This window comes from Pseudoalteromonas sp. APC 3893, assembly GCF_030408095.1.
GTDB lineage: Bacteria > Pseudomonadota > Gammaproteobacteria > Enterobacterales > Alteromonadaceae > Pseudoalteromonas.
On record NZ_JASDCD010000002.1, the window covers coordinates 276727 to 294278 of the forward strand.

13 protein-coding genes are annotated in these 17552 nt (G+C 40.1%); 11 read left to right on the top strand and 2 right to left on the bottom strand.

Features of this window, described 5'->3' with window-relative positions:
- Nucleotides 1-4 precede the first annotated feature (4 nt).
- Nucleotides 5-3166 (bottom strand): FG-GAP-like repeat-containing protein, encoded by a 3162-nt coding sequence (locus tag QMA12_RS05290; protein ID WP_290208984.1) that lies wholly within the window; start codon nucleotides 3164-3166, stop codon nucleotides 5-7.
- A 255-nt stretch (nucleotides 3167-3421) separates the two neighbouring features.
- On the opposite strand from QMA12_RS05290, the gene QMA12_RS05295 reads away from it, so the two are divergent.
- From QMA12_RS05295 to QMA12_RS05340, 10 genes are all read left to right on the top strand, one after another.
- The gene (locus QMA12_RS05295) at nucleotides 3422-4759 is read left to right on the top strand and encodes an RICIN domain-containing protein (protein WP_290208985.1); all 1338 of its coding nucleotides are present in this window, start codon (nucleotides 3422-3424) and stop codon (nucleotides 4757-4759) included.
- 139 nt (nucleotides 4760-4898) lie between these two features.
- A complete protein-coding gene (locus QMA12_RS05300) occupies nucleotides 4899-7220 on the top strand; it encodes an agarase (protein WP_290208986.1) in 2322 nt (773 codons plus the stop codon).
- On the top strand, nucleotides 7210-8190 hold the full coding sequence (locus QMA12_RS05305) for an SMP-30/gluconolactonase/LRE family protein (RefSeq protein ID WP_087533947.1): 981 nt from the start codon (nucleotides 7210-7212) through the stop codon (nucleotides 8188-8190). The genes QMA12_RS05300 and QMA12_RS05305 overlap by 11 nt, the downstream gene beginning before the upstream one ends.
- A 192-nt stretch (nucleotides 8191-8382) precedes the next feature.
- The gene (locus tag QMA12_RS05310) at nucleotides 8383-9495 is read left to right on the top strand and encodes a mandelate racemase/muconate lactonizing enzyme family protein (protein WP_087533946.1); all 1113 of its coding nucleotides are present in this window, start codon (nucleotides 8383-8385) and stop codon (nucleotides 9493-9495) included.
- A 9-nt stretch (nucleotides 9496-9504) separates the two neighbouring features.
- Nucleotides 9505-10527: an alcohol dehydrogenase catalytic domain-containing protein gene (locus tag QMA12_RS05315; protein WP_087533945.1), complete on the top strand. Its 1023-nt coding sequence runs from the start codon at nucleotides 9505-9507 to the stop codon at nucleotides 10525-10527.
- 11 nt (nucleotides 10528-10538) lie between these two features.
- Nucleotides 10539-11303, top strand: coding sequence for an SDR family oxidoreductase (locus QMA12_RS05320; RefSeq protein ID WP_087533956.1), 765 nt, complete (start codon nucleotides 10539-10541; stop codon nucleotides 11301-11303).
- A 3-nt stretch (nucleotides 11304-11306) separates the two neighbouring features.
- A complete protein-coding gene (aldA, locus tag QMA12_RS05325) occupies nucleotides 11307-12755 on the top strand; it encodes an aldehyde dehydrogenase (protein ID WP_290208987.1) in 1449 nt (482 codons plus the stop codon).
- A 198-nt stretch (nucleotides 12756-12953) separates the two neighbouring features.
- On the top strand, nucleotides 12954-14126 hold the full coding sequence (locus QMA12_RS05330) for a cytochrome P450 (RefSeq protein WP_290208988.1): 1173 nt from the start codon (nucleotides 12954-12956) through the stop codon (nucleotides 14124-14126).
- Nucleotides 14127-14179: 53 nt separating this feature from the next.
- A complete protein-coding gene (locus QMA12_RS05335; protein ID WP_290208989.1) occupies nucleotides 14180-14488 on the top strand; it encodes a 2Fe-2S iron-sulfur cluster-binding protein in 309 nt (102 codons plus the stop codon).
- A gap of 13 nt (nucleotides 14489-14501) precedes the next feature.
- Nucleotides 14502-15779, top strand: coding sequence for an FAD-dependent oxidoreductase (locus tag QMA12_RS05340; protein WP_290208990.1), 1278 nt, complete (start codon nucleotides 14502-14504; stop codon nucleotides 15777-15779).
- Nucleotides 15780-15788: 9 nt separating this feature from the next.
- Here the strand turns inward: QMA12_RS05340 and QMA12_RS05345 are convergent, their stop codons facing one another.
- Nucleotides 15789-16637 carry an AraC family transcriptional regulator gene (locus QMA12_RS05345; protein ID WP_176372573.1) on the bottom strand — a complete coding sequence of 283 codons (849 nt, stop codon included), beginning with the start codon at nucleotides 16635-16637 and terminating at the stop codon, nucleotides 15789-15791.
- Nucleotides 16638-16732: 95 nt separating this feature from the next.
- On the opposite strand from QMA12_RS05345, the gene QMA12_RS05350 reads away from it, so the two are divergent.
- Nucleotides 16733-17551 (top strand): hypothetical protein, encoded by an 819-nt coding sequence (locus QMA12_RS05350; protein WP_087533940.1) that lies wholly within the window; start codon nucleotides 16733-16735, stop codon nucleotides 17549-17551.
- Nucleotide 17552 lies beyond the last annotated feature (1 nt).

The window sequence follows — 17552 nt, forward strand, 5'->3', positions numbered from 1 at the left end:
TATTTTATTGGTTATTATAATTAGTTGTGGGTTCGACAATATCTAAAGGATATATTGTGGCATCGTACATATTACCGTTACTTGATGCAAAAGTGGCGCGCAATAAATAAAAGTGTCCTTTTGGTAATTGTGCTGTTGGCGTAAGGCCGTCAAGCGATAGCGTCATTGTTGATTGCCCTGATTGTGTCCCTAATACACTGGTGTCTTTAAGTACGGTGTCTTTTACAGGGATCCACTTTGATTTAAAATGCCTTAGCCAAAAGCGAATACCGCCTTCATCAGCAGCAATGACGGTATTATTTGATCCAGCGTGATAGTCGACATTGAGTACAATATCGTCACCAACTTTAAATCGCATTCCTTCAAGCTGGCTTGCATTGCTTATTCGAATGTATGGGTCAATTTTTTGTGTTACTTTAATTTCAATTTGGTCACTCACTTTTGTATTAGCTAATGCGGTTGCTGAAATGATAGCTTTTCCACTATCAATAGCTGTTACAGCCCCTGATTGATCTACTGTTGCGACAGAGGTGTTACTACTTGTCCAGTTGACCTTACTATTATCTGCGATTCTGGGCGTTGGTTTGGCCGCCAAGTTTAAAGTTTGCCCAACAAACAACGTTGGTTTATTATTTAATTGCTGATAAGTTGAATCTTTATCAAGCGATAGAATATTTATTGATTCGATAGGTATAGGTTGCCATTTAGTAATATTGACTTGGCGGCTTGTAGAAAGGTTATTAGCCTTGCTGGTGGCCGTAATCGTTGCTTTATCTGCGTTTTTACCTAAGGCTGTGACGATTCCATGTTGATCTACGCTAAGAATAGCTTCATCACTGGATGACCATATCAAACGGGTGTCTGCATGATTTGGCGTTACCTTAGCTTGAAACTTAACTGCCGTACCTTCTCTGATTGAAGTAGGGTTTTGCTCTGATAAAATTAAGCTGGTTGGATCAAGGCTATCTGTTGTATATAAGTGATTAACGGGCTTATTGCTAATACTGACTGTTTCACCATTTCTCCATCTAACGTTAATATTTTCAATCGTTTCGGCTTTTCCTAGGCCAAAGTGAACAATGTTAAGTAAACTTTGTGAAAATACAGCGCCTGCAGAACCGACTCGCTTTCGATAGCTGTGATTCGATGTTTCAACAGTCACTACAGCAGAGGTTGCATCAATATTTGCATCTGGGGAATAGCCCACTTCAACTAACGCATAGTTATTGTTAGCGTTTTCGGTGGACGTTTTGTTATATAAATACCACTGGCCACCTTCACTACCACTGAGTAAATCAAGGTTGCCATCCAAGTCAAAATCAAAAGCTTGCCCCATATCACCATTGCCGGGGCCGCCTATATCATTAGCGCCATGGCTTGTAAGGGCATGGAACTGCCCGTTACCGTCATTTAATAACATGACATCTGAAATTCTATTTCCAATATTACCCCAGCGATAAATTAACAGGTCTTGATGACTATCATTGTTAAAGTCACCGCGAGTAACACCTAAAGAATTTCCACCGAGAGGAATATTCCATGCGCTTGAAACATCAGTAAATTTACCATTATCATTACGAAGTAAGGTATCAGTGATATTGCGGTTTTCGGGTTGAAAATCAGTTTCTATGTTATCAACACCTGCTAAACTAAATTTAAACCCCCAAAATATATCGTCGTTACGAACTAGGGCTGCTTGCCAATGGCCATTTCCTAAGTGTCCAAAGTAAACCCCATTTTCTGAGATATCGGCGGGCCAGCCTTGTGCTTGTTCAGCACTAAAAGACATCTCCTCAGTACTGGCAAGTACGGTAGCTGTTTTTTCTCGCCCTAAGAATAACGGGTAATCCTTGCCTCTAAATGCACCTTGAGCTAAATAGTAATATTGGTGGAATTTAATCACTCCATCAGCATCAAAACTAAATTTATCGACTCCTTTATAACCTCTTGGCTTTATTGAAAACGTTTTCTCAATTGGATCGTGATCGACAAAAGGGGCCTCGCCTTTACCGGTTTCAAACTCTTTACCTCTGGCTAAATATAAATCGAGGTCGCCATCATTATCGATATCAATATCAGTAATTGCCATTATATCTTTATCGTCAATGACGCTTTGCGGTAGGGTATGCGTGACATCAGTAAAAGTAAAATCACCATTGCCTTGCCAAATAGATAAAGGTGCATACAAAATAATGTCATCAATATGATCATTATTAATATCTGTGATTAATGCCCGTGAAGGGTGCTGATCTTCTATGCCTTTAACACGTTTACGTTTAAACTTTCCATTTCCCGTATTTTCATAAAAAAAATGCTGGGGCTTGTCACCGTTTAAGCTGGTTTCATTTATCAGCATTAAATCAAGGTCGCCATCTAAATCCATATCAGAGAATTTTGCGCCTCGACCGCGGCCGCCTTTATCAATAGCAACATCACCGGTAGTCAATACCAAGGTGCCATTATCGTTAGTATAAAAATTAGCTTTAGAGGGATTAGTCCCATTACCACCACCTTGGGTGACCACTAAATCCAAATCACCGTCATTATCGTAATCTCCAACAGCTGTTCCATGTAAGTCATGCATAAACCAACGAGCTAAGTTTTTGTCGTGTTTGGTTACGGTACCATCACCATTGTTCCAGTAGAGTTTGCTGCTTTCTTGATTGTGATTGTTTACGATAAAATCATAGTCACCATCACCGTCTATATCAGCAATGGTAGGGCCTGCGTATTTAATAGAGTTCACACTATCTAACCCGGCCGTTTTGGTTATATCTGTATAGGTTGGTAACGTTAAATCTGCTACATCTTCAAATGAGGCACTGTGCAGCGTGATATCGCTATTGTTAACTTTGAAGGTGAGGGTGGTGTCACCTAGTTGAGGAAATTCTACTAATGCATTAAAAGTGTGTTTGCCAGTACGCGCTATGTTAAGGTTTTCAAATAATAGCGTGTTGTTGGCATAAATATTTAAAGTTGCATAGTCACCGGGATTTGATATGACGAGGTTTATTTTTTTAATCAGGCTTCCTGTCACATGATAGTTAATAGTTAGCGGGTCAGTCGTTTTAATAAGTTCTGTTTGTAGGTTTTGTAAATGAACTGAATTGACATTATTTTTAGTATCACTACACCCCGTCACCATTAGCACACCAAAAGTTAGCATTATAAGAGGGGGTATCCCCTTGATTATTTTATTTTTTAGTACCATGAAAGCCCTTCCATTGTTGTATTATCTTTTGATTGAGACGCGCATAACCAATGAGTTATACACAGCTTGATGCAAAACTGACCATAGCGCATTTGACTTATTGTTAAAAGTATTTTGTTGACAATTTATTTATTTTGTTTCTTATTTGTACTAGTCTTTGTTGGTCACATTTTGTGGCTAAAATGACAACATCAATTTAAAGAGGCAAAAATGAACAAAATAACATTGTTTATCGGGTGTTTACTCACTACTACCAACTTGTTTGCAAATGATTGGGACTCAATCCCTTTACCAGTTTCACCTGATGAGGGGAAAGTATGGCAACTACAAGAAGACTACTCAGATTCATTTAATTACACCGGGAAACCAGCGACATTTACCAGTAAATGGAATGATACTTACTTTAATAGTTGGACTGGTCCCGGCCTGACCTATTGGCAGCAGGACGAGTCTTGGGTTTCAGATGGTAACCTTATTATTAGTGCTTCGCGTCGTGCCGGCACAGATAAAGTTAATGCAGGGGTTATTACTTCTAAAACAAAAGTTAGTTTTCCGATATTTTTAGAGGCAAATATCAAAGTCAGTAATCTGGAATTATCTTCAAATTTTTGGCTGCTTAGCGATAATGACCAGCGAGAGATTGATGTACTCGAAGTATACGGTGGTGCGCGTGATGATTGGTTTGCAAAAAACATGTCGACTAACTTTCATGTATTTATTCGTGATCAACAATCTAACCAAATAATTAGTGATTACAACGACCAAACGCATAATACGCCTAGCTGGGGAACGTATTGGCGTGAAGGTTTTCATCGTTTTGGCGTGTATTGGAAAAGCCCAACAGACGTCACATTTTACATAGATGGCCAGCAAACGCCTGATGGTTCGTGGGCACAAGTGGTCATGAAAGACAAAGACTACACTGGGGCTACGTTAAATAAGAACACACATAATATGGATCAATCTGCTTATATTATTATTGATACTGAAGATCATGATTGGCGCTCAGAAGCGGGTAATATTGCAACTGATGCAGACCTAGCCAATGATAGTAAAAATAAAATGTATGTCGATTGGGTGCGAGTTTATAAACCTGTTAATGCGTCCAATACAAACAGTGTTAGTAATGGTGGGCAGCTCAAAGTTAAGCATAGCCAAAAGTGTATTGATATTACTGGTGGCGCAATGACTAATGGCACTTATTATCAGCAGTGGGGCTGTAGTGCTAATAACGAAAATCAACAATTTAACCTTGTTGAGCTAGGTAGTAATGAATATGCAATTAGCTCGCAGTTAACTGGCTTGTGCATGCAGATTGAAAACGCCAGTTCAAGTAATGGCGCTAAGTTGCAGCAGTGGGTTTGTGACAATGCAAAAGCCAGTCAACGCTTTACTCTCAATAGCACGGGTGATGGCTACTTCGAGCTCAAATCAAGTTTAAGTAATAAATGTGTTGATATCGCAGGTAAACTGCAAGCAAATGGTGCTGATATTGTGCAGTGGCAGTGTTATAACGGCGACAATCAACGTTTTCAATTTATTGAATAAAACGATTAGCAAAGTTTTTACATTGAGTGTATTGTTGACAATTAATTGTTATTTATTTTGTGTTGTGTAATTATTCAACATAGTACCTAACCGTTTTTGTACAAAAGCGGTTCTTTAATAATAAAAGAATAGGCTTGCTATGAAATACACACATAAAACCATTTATATCCCAATAGCTCTATTGTTAGGCACTGGGCTTGTCGGCTGTACTAATAATCAACCCAAAGAAAGCACAAAGCTTAGTAATACTATACAAAAAGAACACATGCTGTGGGATTTTGAAAAAGCTGACTATCAGCCATTTTTAAAAAGTCACAATGCCACTACAAGCCTTATTGAACGCCAAGGCAACCATAAATTAAAGGTTACATTTGCTGCAAAAACGCATCACGAAAGTGATATTGAATTTGTAAATAACCAAACTTGGAATTGGCAAGCTTTAGGTAATTTCGCTTTTGCTTTAGATATTGAAAACCCTGATAAAGTGTCTACCCAGTTATATATAAAAACAATCGATAAAACTGGCAAAGCGCAAAGCCGCAGTGTAGTGGTGCCCAGCGAATCAACTAATACTTATTATATTGAATTAAAAGGCGTTGATTTAAATATAGAGTCGGGTATACGCTCTCACCCTCCAAGTTGGCAAAGCAGCTACACACCGGTATTGTATCGAGGTGGTGCAAAAAATATTGATGTCAGCCAGGTCATAAAAGTGAGCTTTGGCACTAAGGGCTTACTAGAAGACAAACAATTATTCATTGATAATGTAAGACTAATAAAGCCAACAAATTTTGATACCGAGTACCTAGTAGGCTTAGTGGATAAGTTTGGCCAAAACGCCAAGCGTGATTTTGCCAATAAAGTGTCTTCAATTGAGCAGTTAGTTGCGGTTTCAAAACAAGAGCAAGCTAACCTTAGCAAAGTCCCTTTAGCTGGTCGCTCTAAGTTCGGTGGATGGCAGCAGGGGCCAAAACTGCAGGCTACAGGCTACTTTAGGACCGAAAAGTACAATGGGAAATGGAGCCTAGTTGACCCTCAAGGCTATTTATTTTTTTCAACCGGTATTGCCAATGTACGCTTAGCCAATACCACTACTATTACAGGTTTCGACTTTGATCAAAAATACATAGTACAAAGAGAACCCGGTGATTTAACACCTGAAGATTCGATTGGTTTAAACCCTGCGCCTAAATCGGCATGGCCATCACGTTATGTTAGCTCAGAATTAAGATCAAATATGTTTAATTGGCTACCCGCTGTTGATGACCCACTCGCAGATAATTATGGATATCGCCGTGAGGTTCACAGTGGTGCGTTAAAAAAAGGCGAAACATTCAGTTTTTATAGAGCTAATTTACAACGCAAATATGAAACTCAAAACGAACAAGTATTGATGCAAAAATGGCGAGAGTCCACCATTGATCGTATGCTCACATGGGGTTTTACCTCGTTCGGTAACTGGATTGATGAGGATTTTTACCAAGAAGATCGCATGCCCTATTTTGCGAATGCTTGGATCATTGGTAACTTTAAAACCGTTAGCAGTGGCAACGATTACTGGAGCCCACTACCAGACCCCTTTGATCCTGAATTTATTAAACGCGCTGATGCGACGTTAGCAACACTCGCCGCGCAAGTTAAAAATAACCCATGGTGTGTTGGCGTATTTATAGATAACGAAAAGAGCTGGGGCATGATGGGCTCAGTTAATTCGCAATATGGTTTAGTGATCAACACATTAACTGTTAATGCAAAGCAAAGCCCGACAAAAGCTGAATTTGTGTCACTGATGAAAGAAAAGTATCAAGACATATCAGCATTAAATATGAACTGGCAAACTAATATTTCATCTTGGCAGGAATTTGCTTCAGGGGTGGCTATCCATGATATCAACGAAGCGGTACAAGCCGATTTTTCAGTGATGTTATACCACTACGCAAAACAATATTTTGCCGTTGTTGAGCAAGCGACAGCTAAGCACATGCCTAATCATCTATACATGGGTGCGCGATTTGCTGATTGGGGCATGACACCTGAGATCCGACAAGCTGCGAGCGAGCACGCAGATGTAATGAGTTATAATTATTACCGTGAAGGCTTAAATGATGATTTTTGGGATTTTTTAGCCGTACTTGATAAGCCCAGTATTATTGGTGAATTTCACAATGGTGCGTTAGATTCTGGGCTATTAAACCCAGGCCTTATTCATACTCAGTCACAACATGAGCGTGGCGTTAAGTATCAACAATACATGAAGAGTGTTATCGATAACCCATATTTTGTCGGAGCGCATTGGTTTCAATACATAGATTCGCCATTAACAGGGCGTGCCTATGATGGCGAAAATTATAACGTTGGCTTTGTTAATGTGGCAGATATTCCATACATGCCCCTTGTAAATGCTGCTAAGGAAGTTAATCAGCAACTTTATCAACGCAGGTATACAAATAATGTTAACTAGTTATATTCAGGCTTGGGTAGTGCTTACAGCTGTGCTTATTAGCACCGCTGTAGATGCAGAGCCAATGATAAAACAAGGCCCGTATGAAGTCTACGATAACAGGGCGTTGCAGGTTTTAAATTTAGATGCACCAATCGAAACACTGGCTACCGGCTTTGAGTGGCTTGAAGGGCCAGTATGGGTTGAAGACGAAGGGTATTTGTTGTTTTCAGATATTCCCACCCACCAAGTCTATCGCTATCAGCCTGACCAAGGTGTGCACCTTTATTTAGCAGATAGTGGTTACTCAAATGGCCTAGTTATGAACAACCAAAATGAGTTGGTGTTATTGCAATCTCGCTCACGAAAAATTGTCACTATGGCATCCTCGGTTAATGATCCTAAAACAAACTACCGCGAATTAGTGAGTCGTTATCAAGGGCAACAGCTCAATAGCCCTAACGATGGTATTTATGATCAGCAAGGTACTCTATTTTTTAGTGATCCCCCTTATGGGCTTGCTAAGCAACTTGATGATCCCGCTAAAGAGCTAAGCTTCCAAGGGGTATATTCATTGAATGCAAAAGGCCAACTCAGGGTGCTTGATAAGCAATTAATTTACCCAAATGGAATTGCGTTATCAAAGGATGAAAGCACCTTGTATGTAGCGGCATCCAATCCGCAAAAGCCTGCATGGTATCAATACAAATTGCATAAAGACGGGACGGTAATAAATAAAAAGTTACTGTATCAATTGCCTGCTGTTACATCGGATAGTCATGGCTTGCCAGATGGCTTAAAAATACACGCGGATAGCGGGATTATTTTTGCAACCGGTCCTAACGGACTTTGGCTATTTGATGAACAAGGGACGTTATTGGCACGGGTAAGGCTTCCTCACATCAGTGCCAATTTAGCCTTTAATGCTCAGCAAAATCGGGTGTATATCACTGCACATCAACACTTGTTGGCGCTCTCATTAAAGAATTAAGCTACTAAGGCTCACCATTACAACTCATAGAGCAAGTCAAGTCAGTTGATTAACTTGCTCGCGCTTCATTCTAAAGCAAATTTCCGCGTTAAGTTATTTTCATTTTATTAACTATATATCCTTTACAATAAATTGGCATTGTTGTAGATTGTTAACAATAGATAGTATCATGTAAACTAATTTGGTGGCTAGATGAGAAATTCATTACTAAAAATAAAAAGCGTAAAGGTGGAGTATTATCAAATTCCTCTGGCTGAGGTGTTAAGTGATGCTAAACATGGAGATCATACCCATTTTGAAGTGATTGCTGTGCGCATCATGACAAACGACGGCTATGAAGGCATGGGTTATACCTACACAGGTGGCAAAGGTGGCCGTGCTATTTATTCATTATTAAATGATGAAATTAAACCAGGCTTAATTGGCGCTGACTCATCAGCCATCATGTCAATTTGGGATAAATTACAGTGGGATCTGCATTATGTTGGTCGCGGTGGTTTATTAAGCTTTGCTATTTCTGCAGTTGATATTGCGCTGTGGGATATCAAATGTAAGCGGTTATCAGCACCACTGTGGCAAGTCGCTGGTGGTCATAGCGATAAAACAGCGTGCTACGCTGGTGGAATTGACCTTAATTTTGATCAGAAAAAGCTGCTGGCGAATATTCAAGGCTATCTAGAGCGTGGCTTTAACGCCGTTAAAATCAAAGTTGGTAAAGAAGACTATAAAGAAGACGTTGCTCGCGTTGAAGCTGTCAGGCAGTTGATTGGTGATGACAGAACATTAATGGTCGATGCTAATTACTCAATGAACGTAGAGCATGCAATTCGTTTTGCCAAAGCTATTGAAAAATTTGATATTACTTGGTTTGAAGAACCAACCATTCCTGATGACTACAAAGGTTTTGCACGTATAGCACAGGCGACATCAATTCCTTTAGCGATGGGCGAAAACCTGCACACTTTGCATGAATTTGGCTATGCAATTGATCAAGCCAAATTAGGCTTTTTACAACCTGATGCCTCTAACATTGGCGGTATCACGGGCTGGCTGCACGTAGCAAGCCAAGCTTATACCCACAACTTACCTATTTGTAGCCATGGTATGCATGAATTACATGTATCGCTTTTGGCTTCACAACCTCATGCGGGATTTTTAGAAGTTCACTCGTTCCCGATTGATGAATACACAACGCGACCGTTACAACTTGATGATAATGGTAAAGCCTGCGCCCCAGATATTATCGGTACTGGCGTAGAGTTTGACGCGCAATTAGTTAAACCACATTTAGTAAAACAATCATAAGGTATCACTATGCAAGCAGCAGAATATATTGGTAATAAATCGTTTCGTATCGTTGCAGGTCAAGCGATAAAGCCACAAGCAGATGAAGTTCGTTTAGATGTTGGTTTTGTTGGTATTTGTGGTACCGACATGCACATTTACCATGGTGTAATGGATCAACGTGTAAACCCACCACACACCATAGGTCATGAGATTTCAGGTGTTGTCGCTGAGCTTGGCAGTGAGGTTACACATTTAAAAGTAGGCGAGCGAGTAGTTGTGCGACCTTTGGATCATTGTGGTGATTGCCCAGCCTGTAATGCAGGTCATGAACACATATGTCATAACCTTAAGTTTATGGGTATTGACTCAGTAGGCGCGTTTCAAAATTCTTGGACTGTAAAAGCCCGTACTATTCATAAATTACCTGATAACGTATCTCTTGAGCAAGGCGCACTGATCGAACCGTTATCGGTTGCTTGCCATGATATTTCACGTTCTCGTTTAAAAGCCGGCGAAAAAGCGGTTGTTATTGGTGGCGGCCCAATAGGTCAGCTTGTCGCACTGGTGGCTAAAAGTGTGGGTGCTGATGTACTTATCTCTGAGGTAAATAATGACCGTCGTAAGTTCTCATCACGTTTTGATATCGAAACAATTAATCCACTTGAGCAAGACTTACAAGAATATGTATCAAAATGGTCAGATGGAAAAGGTGCTGATGTTGTTTTTGAAGTATCGGGTGTGCAACCGGCAGTTGAAGCCATGACCCAAATTGCAGCTGTGCGTGGCCGCATCTGTATGGTTGCTATCCACTCACAAAAACCGCCAGTCGATTTATTTCAATTTTTCTGGCGTGAGTTAGAGCTGGTTGGTGCTCGTGTATACGAAGATGCTGACTTTGAAATGGCGATTGATTTAGTTGCTACTGGCCAAATTGACTTAGAACCATTTATTACCTCTGTCAGTGAGCTTGCAGATATTAGTACTGCATTTGCCAGTATGGATAACAATCCAACGGGTATGAAAGCCCTTGTATCTTGCCAAACTAAGTAATGGAACAAATCATGTTAGATAAATTTAGCTTAAAAGGTAAAACAGCGTTAGTCACCGGGTGTAGCCGAGGCATTGGTAAAGCAATGGCACTTGCATTAGCAGAAGCGGGTGCCGATATCATAGGTGTATCAGCAAGCTTAGCAAAGTCAGGCTCAGATGTAGAAACGCAAGTGTTGGAGCGTGGGCAGAATTTTTATGCTTATCAATGTGACTTTTCATCACGAGAAAGCTTATATAGCTTTATCAATGAGGTGAAAAGCAATCATACGCAAATCGATATTTTAGTGAACAACGCCGGCTCAATATTACGTGACCCAGCCGTTGAACACAGCGATGAATATTGGGATAAAATCATTGAGATTAATTTAAACTCACAATTTATTCTAAGCCGTGAGTTTGGTAAAGAAATGGTAGAGCGTGGCCAAGGTAAAATAATTTTTACTGCGTCATTGCTTACTTTCCAAGGTGGTATTACTGTACCTGGCTACGCAGCAAGTAAAGGTGCGATTGGGCAATTAACTAAAGCATTGGCTAACGAGTGGGCGAGTAAAGGCGTTAACGTTAATGCTATTGCACCAGGTTACATTGCCACCGATAATACCGAAGCACTCAGAAATGATGCTGATCGCGCAAAATCTATTTTAGAGCGAATTCCGCAAGGTCGTTGGGGTACACCCGATGACTTTAAAGGGCCGACTGTATTTTTAGCATCAGACGCCTCAAACTACATGAACGGCAGCGTACTGCTAGTTGATGGCGGCTGGATGGGACGATAAAAAATGACAATTAAAAATAACGTAAACTTTATCAACGGTGAGTATGTTAGCTCATCAAATAGTGAAACTATTTCTGTGCTGTCACCAAGTACGGGTGAACAAGTAGGGACTATTCCTAAAGGCAGCATTGAAGATGCTCAACAAGCGCTTGAAACCGCAACAGTTGCACAAACTCAATGGGCACAAAAAACACCACGAGAGCGCGCGACAATATTACGCCGGTTTGCACAAAATATTCGTGATAATAATGAGCGCTTGGCTGAGTTATTAGTACAAGAGCAAGGTAAATTGATTGACGTTGCCCGTATGGAAGCGAACGTCACAGCAACCTTTATTGAATATGCGTGTGATAACGCGTTAACAATTAAAGGGGATGTCATTCCTTCTGATCACGAAAACGAAAAAATTTATATACATAAAGTACCGCGTGGTGTGGTTGTGGCTATTACAGCATGGAACTTTCCGCTGGCATTAGCTGGTCGTAAAATTGGTCCTGCCCTTATTACTGGTAATAGTATTGTTATTAAGCCAACACAAGAAACACCATTAACAACCATGGAACTAGGTGAACTTGCTAACCAAGCAGGTATTCCAGCGGGTGTACTAAACATTATAAATGGTACTGGCTCAGTAGTTGGTCAGCATTTATGTGAAAGCCCGCTAACTAAGCTGATTACGATGACAGGCAGTACCCGTGCTGGACAAATTATTCACCAAGCCAGTGGTAAAAACCTAACTCCTGTTATGTTAGAGCTAGGTGGTAAAGCCCCGTTTATTGTTATGGAAGATGCTGACTTAGATAAAGCAGTAGATGATGCAGTTGCTGCGCGTTTTGCCAACTGTGGACAAGTATGTACCTGCGCCGAGCGTTTATATGTGCATAGCGATGTTTACGACAGCTTTATTGAAAAGTTTATTCCTAAAGTTAAAGCGTTAAAAGTAGGCGACCCGATGGATGCAAGTTCAGATATGGGCCCTAAAGTTAACCAGAGCGAAATTAATAATATTCATTCAATTGTTGAAAAAGGCATTGCCCAAGGCGCAAAGCTTGCTACCGGTGGTAAAGTAGCCACAATAGCAGGCTTTGAAGGCGGCAATTGGTACGAACCAACGGTACTAGTTGATGTTGAACAAGATAATATTTTGGTACATGAAGAAACCTTTGGTCCGGTATTGCCAATCATCAAAATCAACAGCATTGATGAAGCCATTGCCTACACTAACGACAGTGAATATGGTTTGTCAGCGTATTTATATACGCAATCAATGAAATATATTCATCGCTCAATTGCAGAGATGGAAGTAGGCGAAGTGTATGTTAACCGTGGTTTAGGTGAGCAACATCAAGGCTTTCATAACGGTTGGAAGATGAGCGGTATGGGCGGTGAAGACGGCCAATATGGTTTAGAGCAATATCTTGAGAAGAAAACCGTATATTTGAATGAGAAGTAATTAGGTAGGGTGGATTCTCTCACATTTGCCCACCTAAAGCCGATGCAGTGCATCGGCTTTTTTGTGCTTGTGGTTTTTTAACAAAAAATAAATAGGACATGAAATTACCATTTTTAAGCGTTAGTTGTGTATTTTGAGCAAAAATAACGGACTAGTATGGTTCATCAAATTTATATTTTAGGGTGAAGGTATTAAGTCATGACAACAAAAAACACAAAGGTGAGTGAATTTCCTGATGCATTTAAAGCGCAACGCACTACAGCAGGAATAGGCCAAATGGATGACCAAAATGATCCCGTAAATATGGTCTTAGGCTTAAAAGACGTACGAAAAGCCGCGCATAACTGTGCTGTTTTTCAATCAGGTGCAAAACCTGGTCGCATTGTTATTCCTTCGGAAGTTGCCATTCGTGAAACCCGACAAATTCCTTTTGAAGTTGACCCACCTGAGCATGGTGGTTTTCGTGAATTACTAAACCCATGGTTTAAACGTCCACTTGAACAGCCATATCAGGCTAGTTTACAACAGATCATCGACGAGACAATCGAGAAGGCACTAAATGCTAAATCACTCGATATTGTTAGTGAATTTGCACTACCGCTGCAATCAAAAGCATTAACTTTATTACTTAATACAGCGATGGATAAAGCACAAACATGGATTGATTGGGGAACTCACGTATTTAGAAGTGAAGACAGCGACCTAGACGTCGATAAAGCCAATATTCTTTATGACTATATAGATAATGAAATAGATAAAGCGATTGCTAACCCTAGTGACGACTTGTACTCAGTATTATTGGCTGCGCAAGTTAATGGTAAAACAATGACAAAAGAGCAAGTAAAAGGAGTGATGATTTTAACATTTGCTGGTGGCCGCGATACCGTTATTAACGCTATAACAAATTCAATTGCTTACTTTAGCGAAAACATCAATGATTTACAGCGTATTCATGACGAGCCTGAGATTGTAAATCGCGCTGTTGAAGAGCTTATTCGTTACTTCTCGCCACTAACACAGATGGGACGTGTTGCAACCGAAGATACTCAATTATGCGAGCATGCAATAAAAGCAGATAGCCGTATATCTCTGTGCTGGGCATCAGCGAATCGTGACGAAAACATTTTTAAGAATCCAGATAATGTTGATTTTGACCGTAAAGTAAACCCCCATGTAAGTTTTGGCTTTAGTCATCACAACTGTTTAGGGGCCACTCATGCACGACAATTATTACGTCAATTAGTGTTATCCCTAGCAAGTAAAGTAGCCAGCATAGACACCTTAAAAGCAGATGAAAATATCGAAAAGCTGGGTGAGTTCTCAAGAAAAGTGGGTTTTAACAGCTTCCAAGTCAGCCTGAAAGCAAAATAATTAATTTAATAACACACTATAGCAAGTGTAATAAGATCGAGAGGAATCTACTCATGGCAAAAGTAATATTTATGACCAAAACCAATGGCGCAGTTGAAGTTGAAGGTAGTAATGGTTCATTAATGGAGTTAGCCGCGGCGAATGGTGTTGCGGGTATTGATGGCGATTGTGGCGGGGTGTGCTCTTGTGCAACTTGTCATATTTATGTTGCCCCTGAGGATTTTGAAAAAGTGGGTGCAGCAGAGGAAATTGAAAGCGATATGCTAGAACTTGACGATAACGTGACAGAGTATAGCCGTTTATGTTGTCAAATTGAGTTGTCTGACGACATTGATGGCATGACATTTGTTGTTGCGAATTAATCGGTAAACTCTCATGCAAAATACATTTACAGAGCAAAACGACATGGACTCAAATGCAGTGGTAATAGGTGCTAGCCACGCAGGGGTTAACTTTGCGTTTAATTTACGCCAACAAGGCTGGCTTGGGCGTATTACACTCATAGATAGCGACCCTGAATTACCTTATCACAGGCCGCCATTATCTAAAAAAACCTTACAAGCAAGTGAAGCTGTATCAACCCCGTTAAAGGCAGAAAAAGCCTACACAGATAATAACTTAGAGCTATGTTTAGGACAAACGGTAACGGCTATCGATGGTGAAGAAAAAGTCATTACATTAGCGTGTGGTCGATTCATTTCATTTGACAAGCTTGTTATAGCCACTGGCTGCTCAGCGTTTATTCCTCCCATTACCGGGTTGGATGAAACCGTTGATGATGCAGGAAATAATCAGTATTTTGCTATGCGCACGTTTGCCGATGCAAAAGCGATAAAAAATGCACTTAATAGCAGTCGCGATAAACAAGTAGTGATTATTGGGGACGGTTATATCGGGCTTGAGTCTGCATCGTCTTTTGTGTCATTAGGTGCCAATGTCACTGTGATTGAAAAACAAGACAAAATATTATCCCGCGTGACTTCAGCGGTGATGTCTGATTTTTTAACTGAATTACATAAAACGAAAGGTGTTAGTTTACAAACCAGTAAAGACGTAGTCGAAATAAAACACCAAAGCAATAAACACATCGTGGTATGCGGTGATGGCACTCAATACCCCGCAGATTTTATTTTAGTGGGAGTGGGTGTAAAACTAAATACTCAATTGGCAAGCTCAGCAGGGTTAGAGGTTGAGCAGGGTATTAAAGTAAACGATGTTTGCCAAACATCTCACCCAGATATTTTTGCTATCGGTGATTGCACTCGTCATTTTAGTACACTTTATAATCGTTGGATCCGTTTAGAGTCAGTGCAAAATGCCGTTGATCAAGCAAAATCCGCAGCCTTATTTATTGCCAAAAATCAGCAAGGGCCATCGGCTGTGCCTTGGTTTTGGTCCGATCAATACCAATACAAACTACAAATTGTCGGTTTATCACAAGGGTATAACGAGTTAATTGTCCGTGAAGAAACACAAGAGCAGTTTTCTGTTTGGTATTTTCATGATGACACCTTGCTATGTGTTGAAGCCGTTAATAGCAGTAAAGCTTATGTATTGGGCACTCAAGCAATAAAGCAGCGAGTGTCGGTCAATAAGTCGTTACTAAAGGATACCGCAACAGCATTGAGTAAAACGTTGTTGCAAAGCACATAATTGTGCTTGTCAGCGAAGTTGTTGGCGATATTGGTGTGGGGTGACTTTGAAGTGAAACTTAAATTGCTTAATGAAATAGGAAGGACTAGAAAAACCTAAGTCATAAGCAATATCAGTCACTGAAATATCACTTTGGCCTAATAACCGCGCTGCATTATATAGCTTATGTTGAATAAGGTAATCAGAGTAGGGTATACGGAAGTGCTTTTTAAAGACGCGAGAAAAATAAGACGGAGATAAATGGCACATATCGGCTGCTTGCTCCAACGAAAAGTTAATGCCGGCATTGGTTTTTAGTACATCAATAATTGGTATTAACTTTTTAAAGCTTGCGGAACTAGAGCGCGGTTTTTTAACTGTTTCTGTTCCATTTTTACCATATTCGCAAACGAGCGTGATGAGGCTATTAAATAATTGCTTACAGGTTTTACTTGTTGGATTTTCATTATATTCACTGAGTAACCACGCTAATAAATTGTGAAGTTTCTTTTGTACTGCAACAGAAAAGCTAAGGTGTAATCCGGTCTTTAACAGTTCATTAAATTCGCGCAAAGCCTCAGTATTTAACTGTTGTGGCATAAATTGCACTATATACCAAGACTTAGAGCGAGGTTTAAGCTCAAAATCGTGAGTTTCCATAGCAGGGGTAAATACGGCGTCATAGTCTGATAGTTTTGATTCGCCCTGATGATAGAAATAAGTGCCATCAATATGTTCAAAAAAAATAAATTCATGAACTTGGTGAAAATGCATAAAACACGAGTAGCTATCGTGTTGAAGGTAGCTCACGTGATGAATTTCAAAATCGTAGCCATCTTTTATGGTAAATGGCTCGCAATAGATTGCAGGCTTAGACATATAGTTTATTGTTAACAAAGTATGTTTTAAGTGTATCGTGCCTAACACAAAGCTGCAATGTTTGATGAGCCCATTTAATTTATGAGGAAAAGAATATGGAACTAAAATTTTTATGCCCATACTGGGGCTCTGAAGGGATAGCAGCAGAGAAGTTTGTTGCCAATGTAACCGACGCTGGATTTGACGGGGCTGAAATCAACTTCCCTGATGATGATGAGTTTATTGAAACAGTTAAACGTGCTGCCAGTGAAGATAATTTTATTGTGGTAGCACAACAATGGCTTGCACCAACCGTTGAATCGTTTGAGCAATATCGCGCTAAATTTAATGCGCGATTGCGCTTCCTAGCCTCACTTAACCCTGTGTTTATAAACTCACATACCGGGAAAGACTTTTATAGCTTTGCGCAAAATAGCTTATTACTTAAAGATGCTTTAGCGTTAGAGCGCACTTTGGGTATTACTATTACCCATGAGACTCACCGAGGACGGTTTAACTTTGCAGCTTTTGCTACAGAGCCTTTCCTTAAGCAATACCCTGAACTTAAATTAAATGCGGATTTATCTCACTGGACCAATGTCAGTGAAAGTTTACTTGAAGAGCAACAAGGTGCCTTGTTAGCAGCCCAGCAGCAGAGCTACTATATCCATGCAAGAGTAGGGCACACTCAATCCGCGCAAGTGAATGACCCCTTTAGTAGCCAATGGCATGACACATTAAATGTGTATGTACAGTGGTGGCAAACGATTATTGACTTAGCAAAAGCACGCGGTCAGCAAATATTTTATATTTGCCCCGAGTTTGGTCCTTGGCCTTATATGCCGAATGAATTCAATTCTAATAAACCAATAACAGAGCAATGGCAACTGAATGTTACTATGAAAGATTACCTAAAGCAGCACTTGGTTGTGTAAC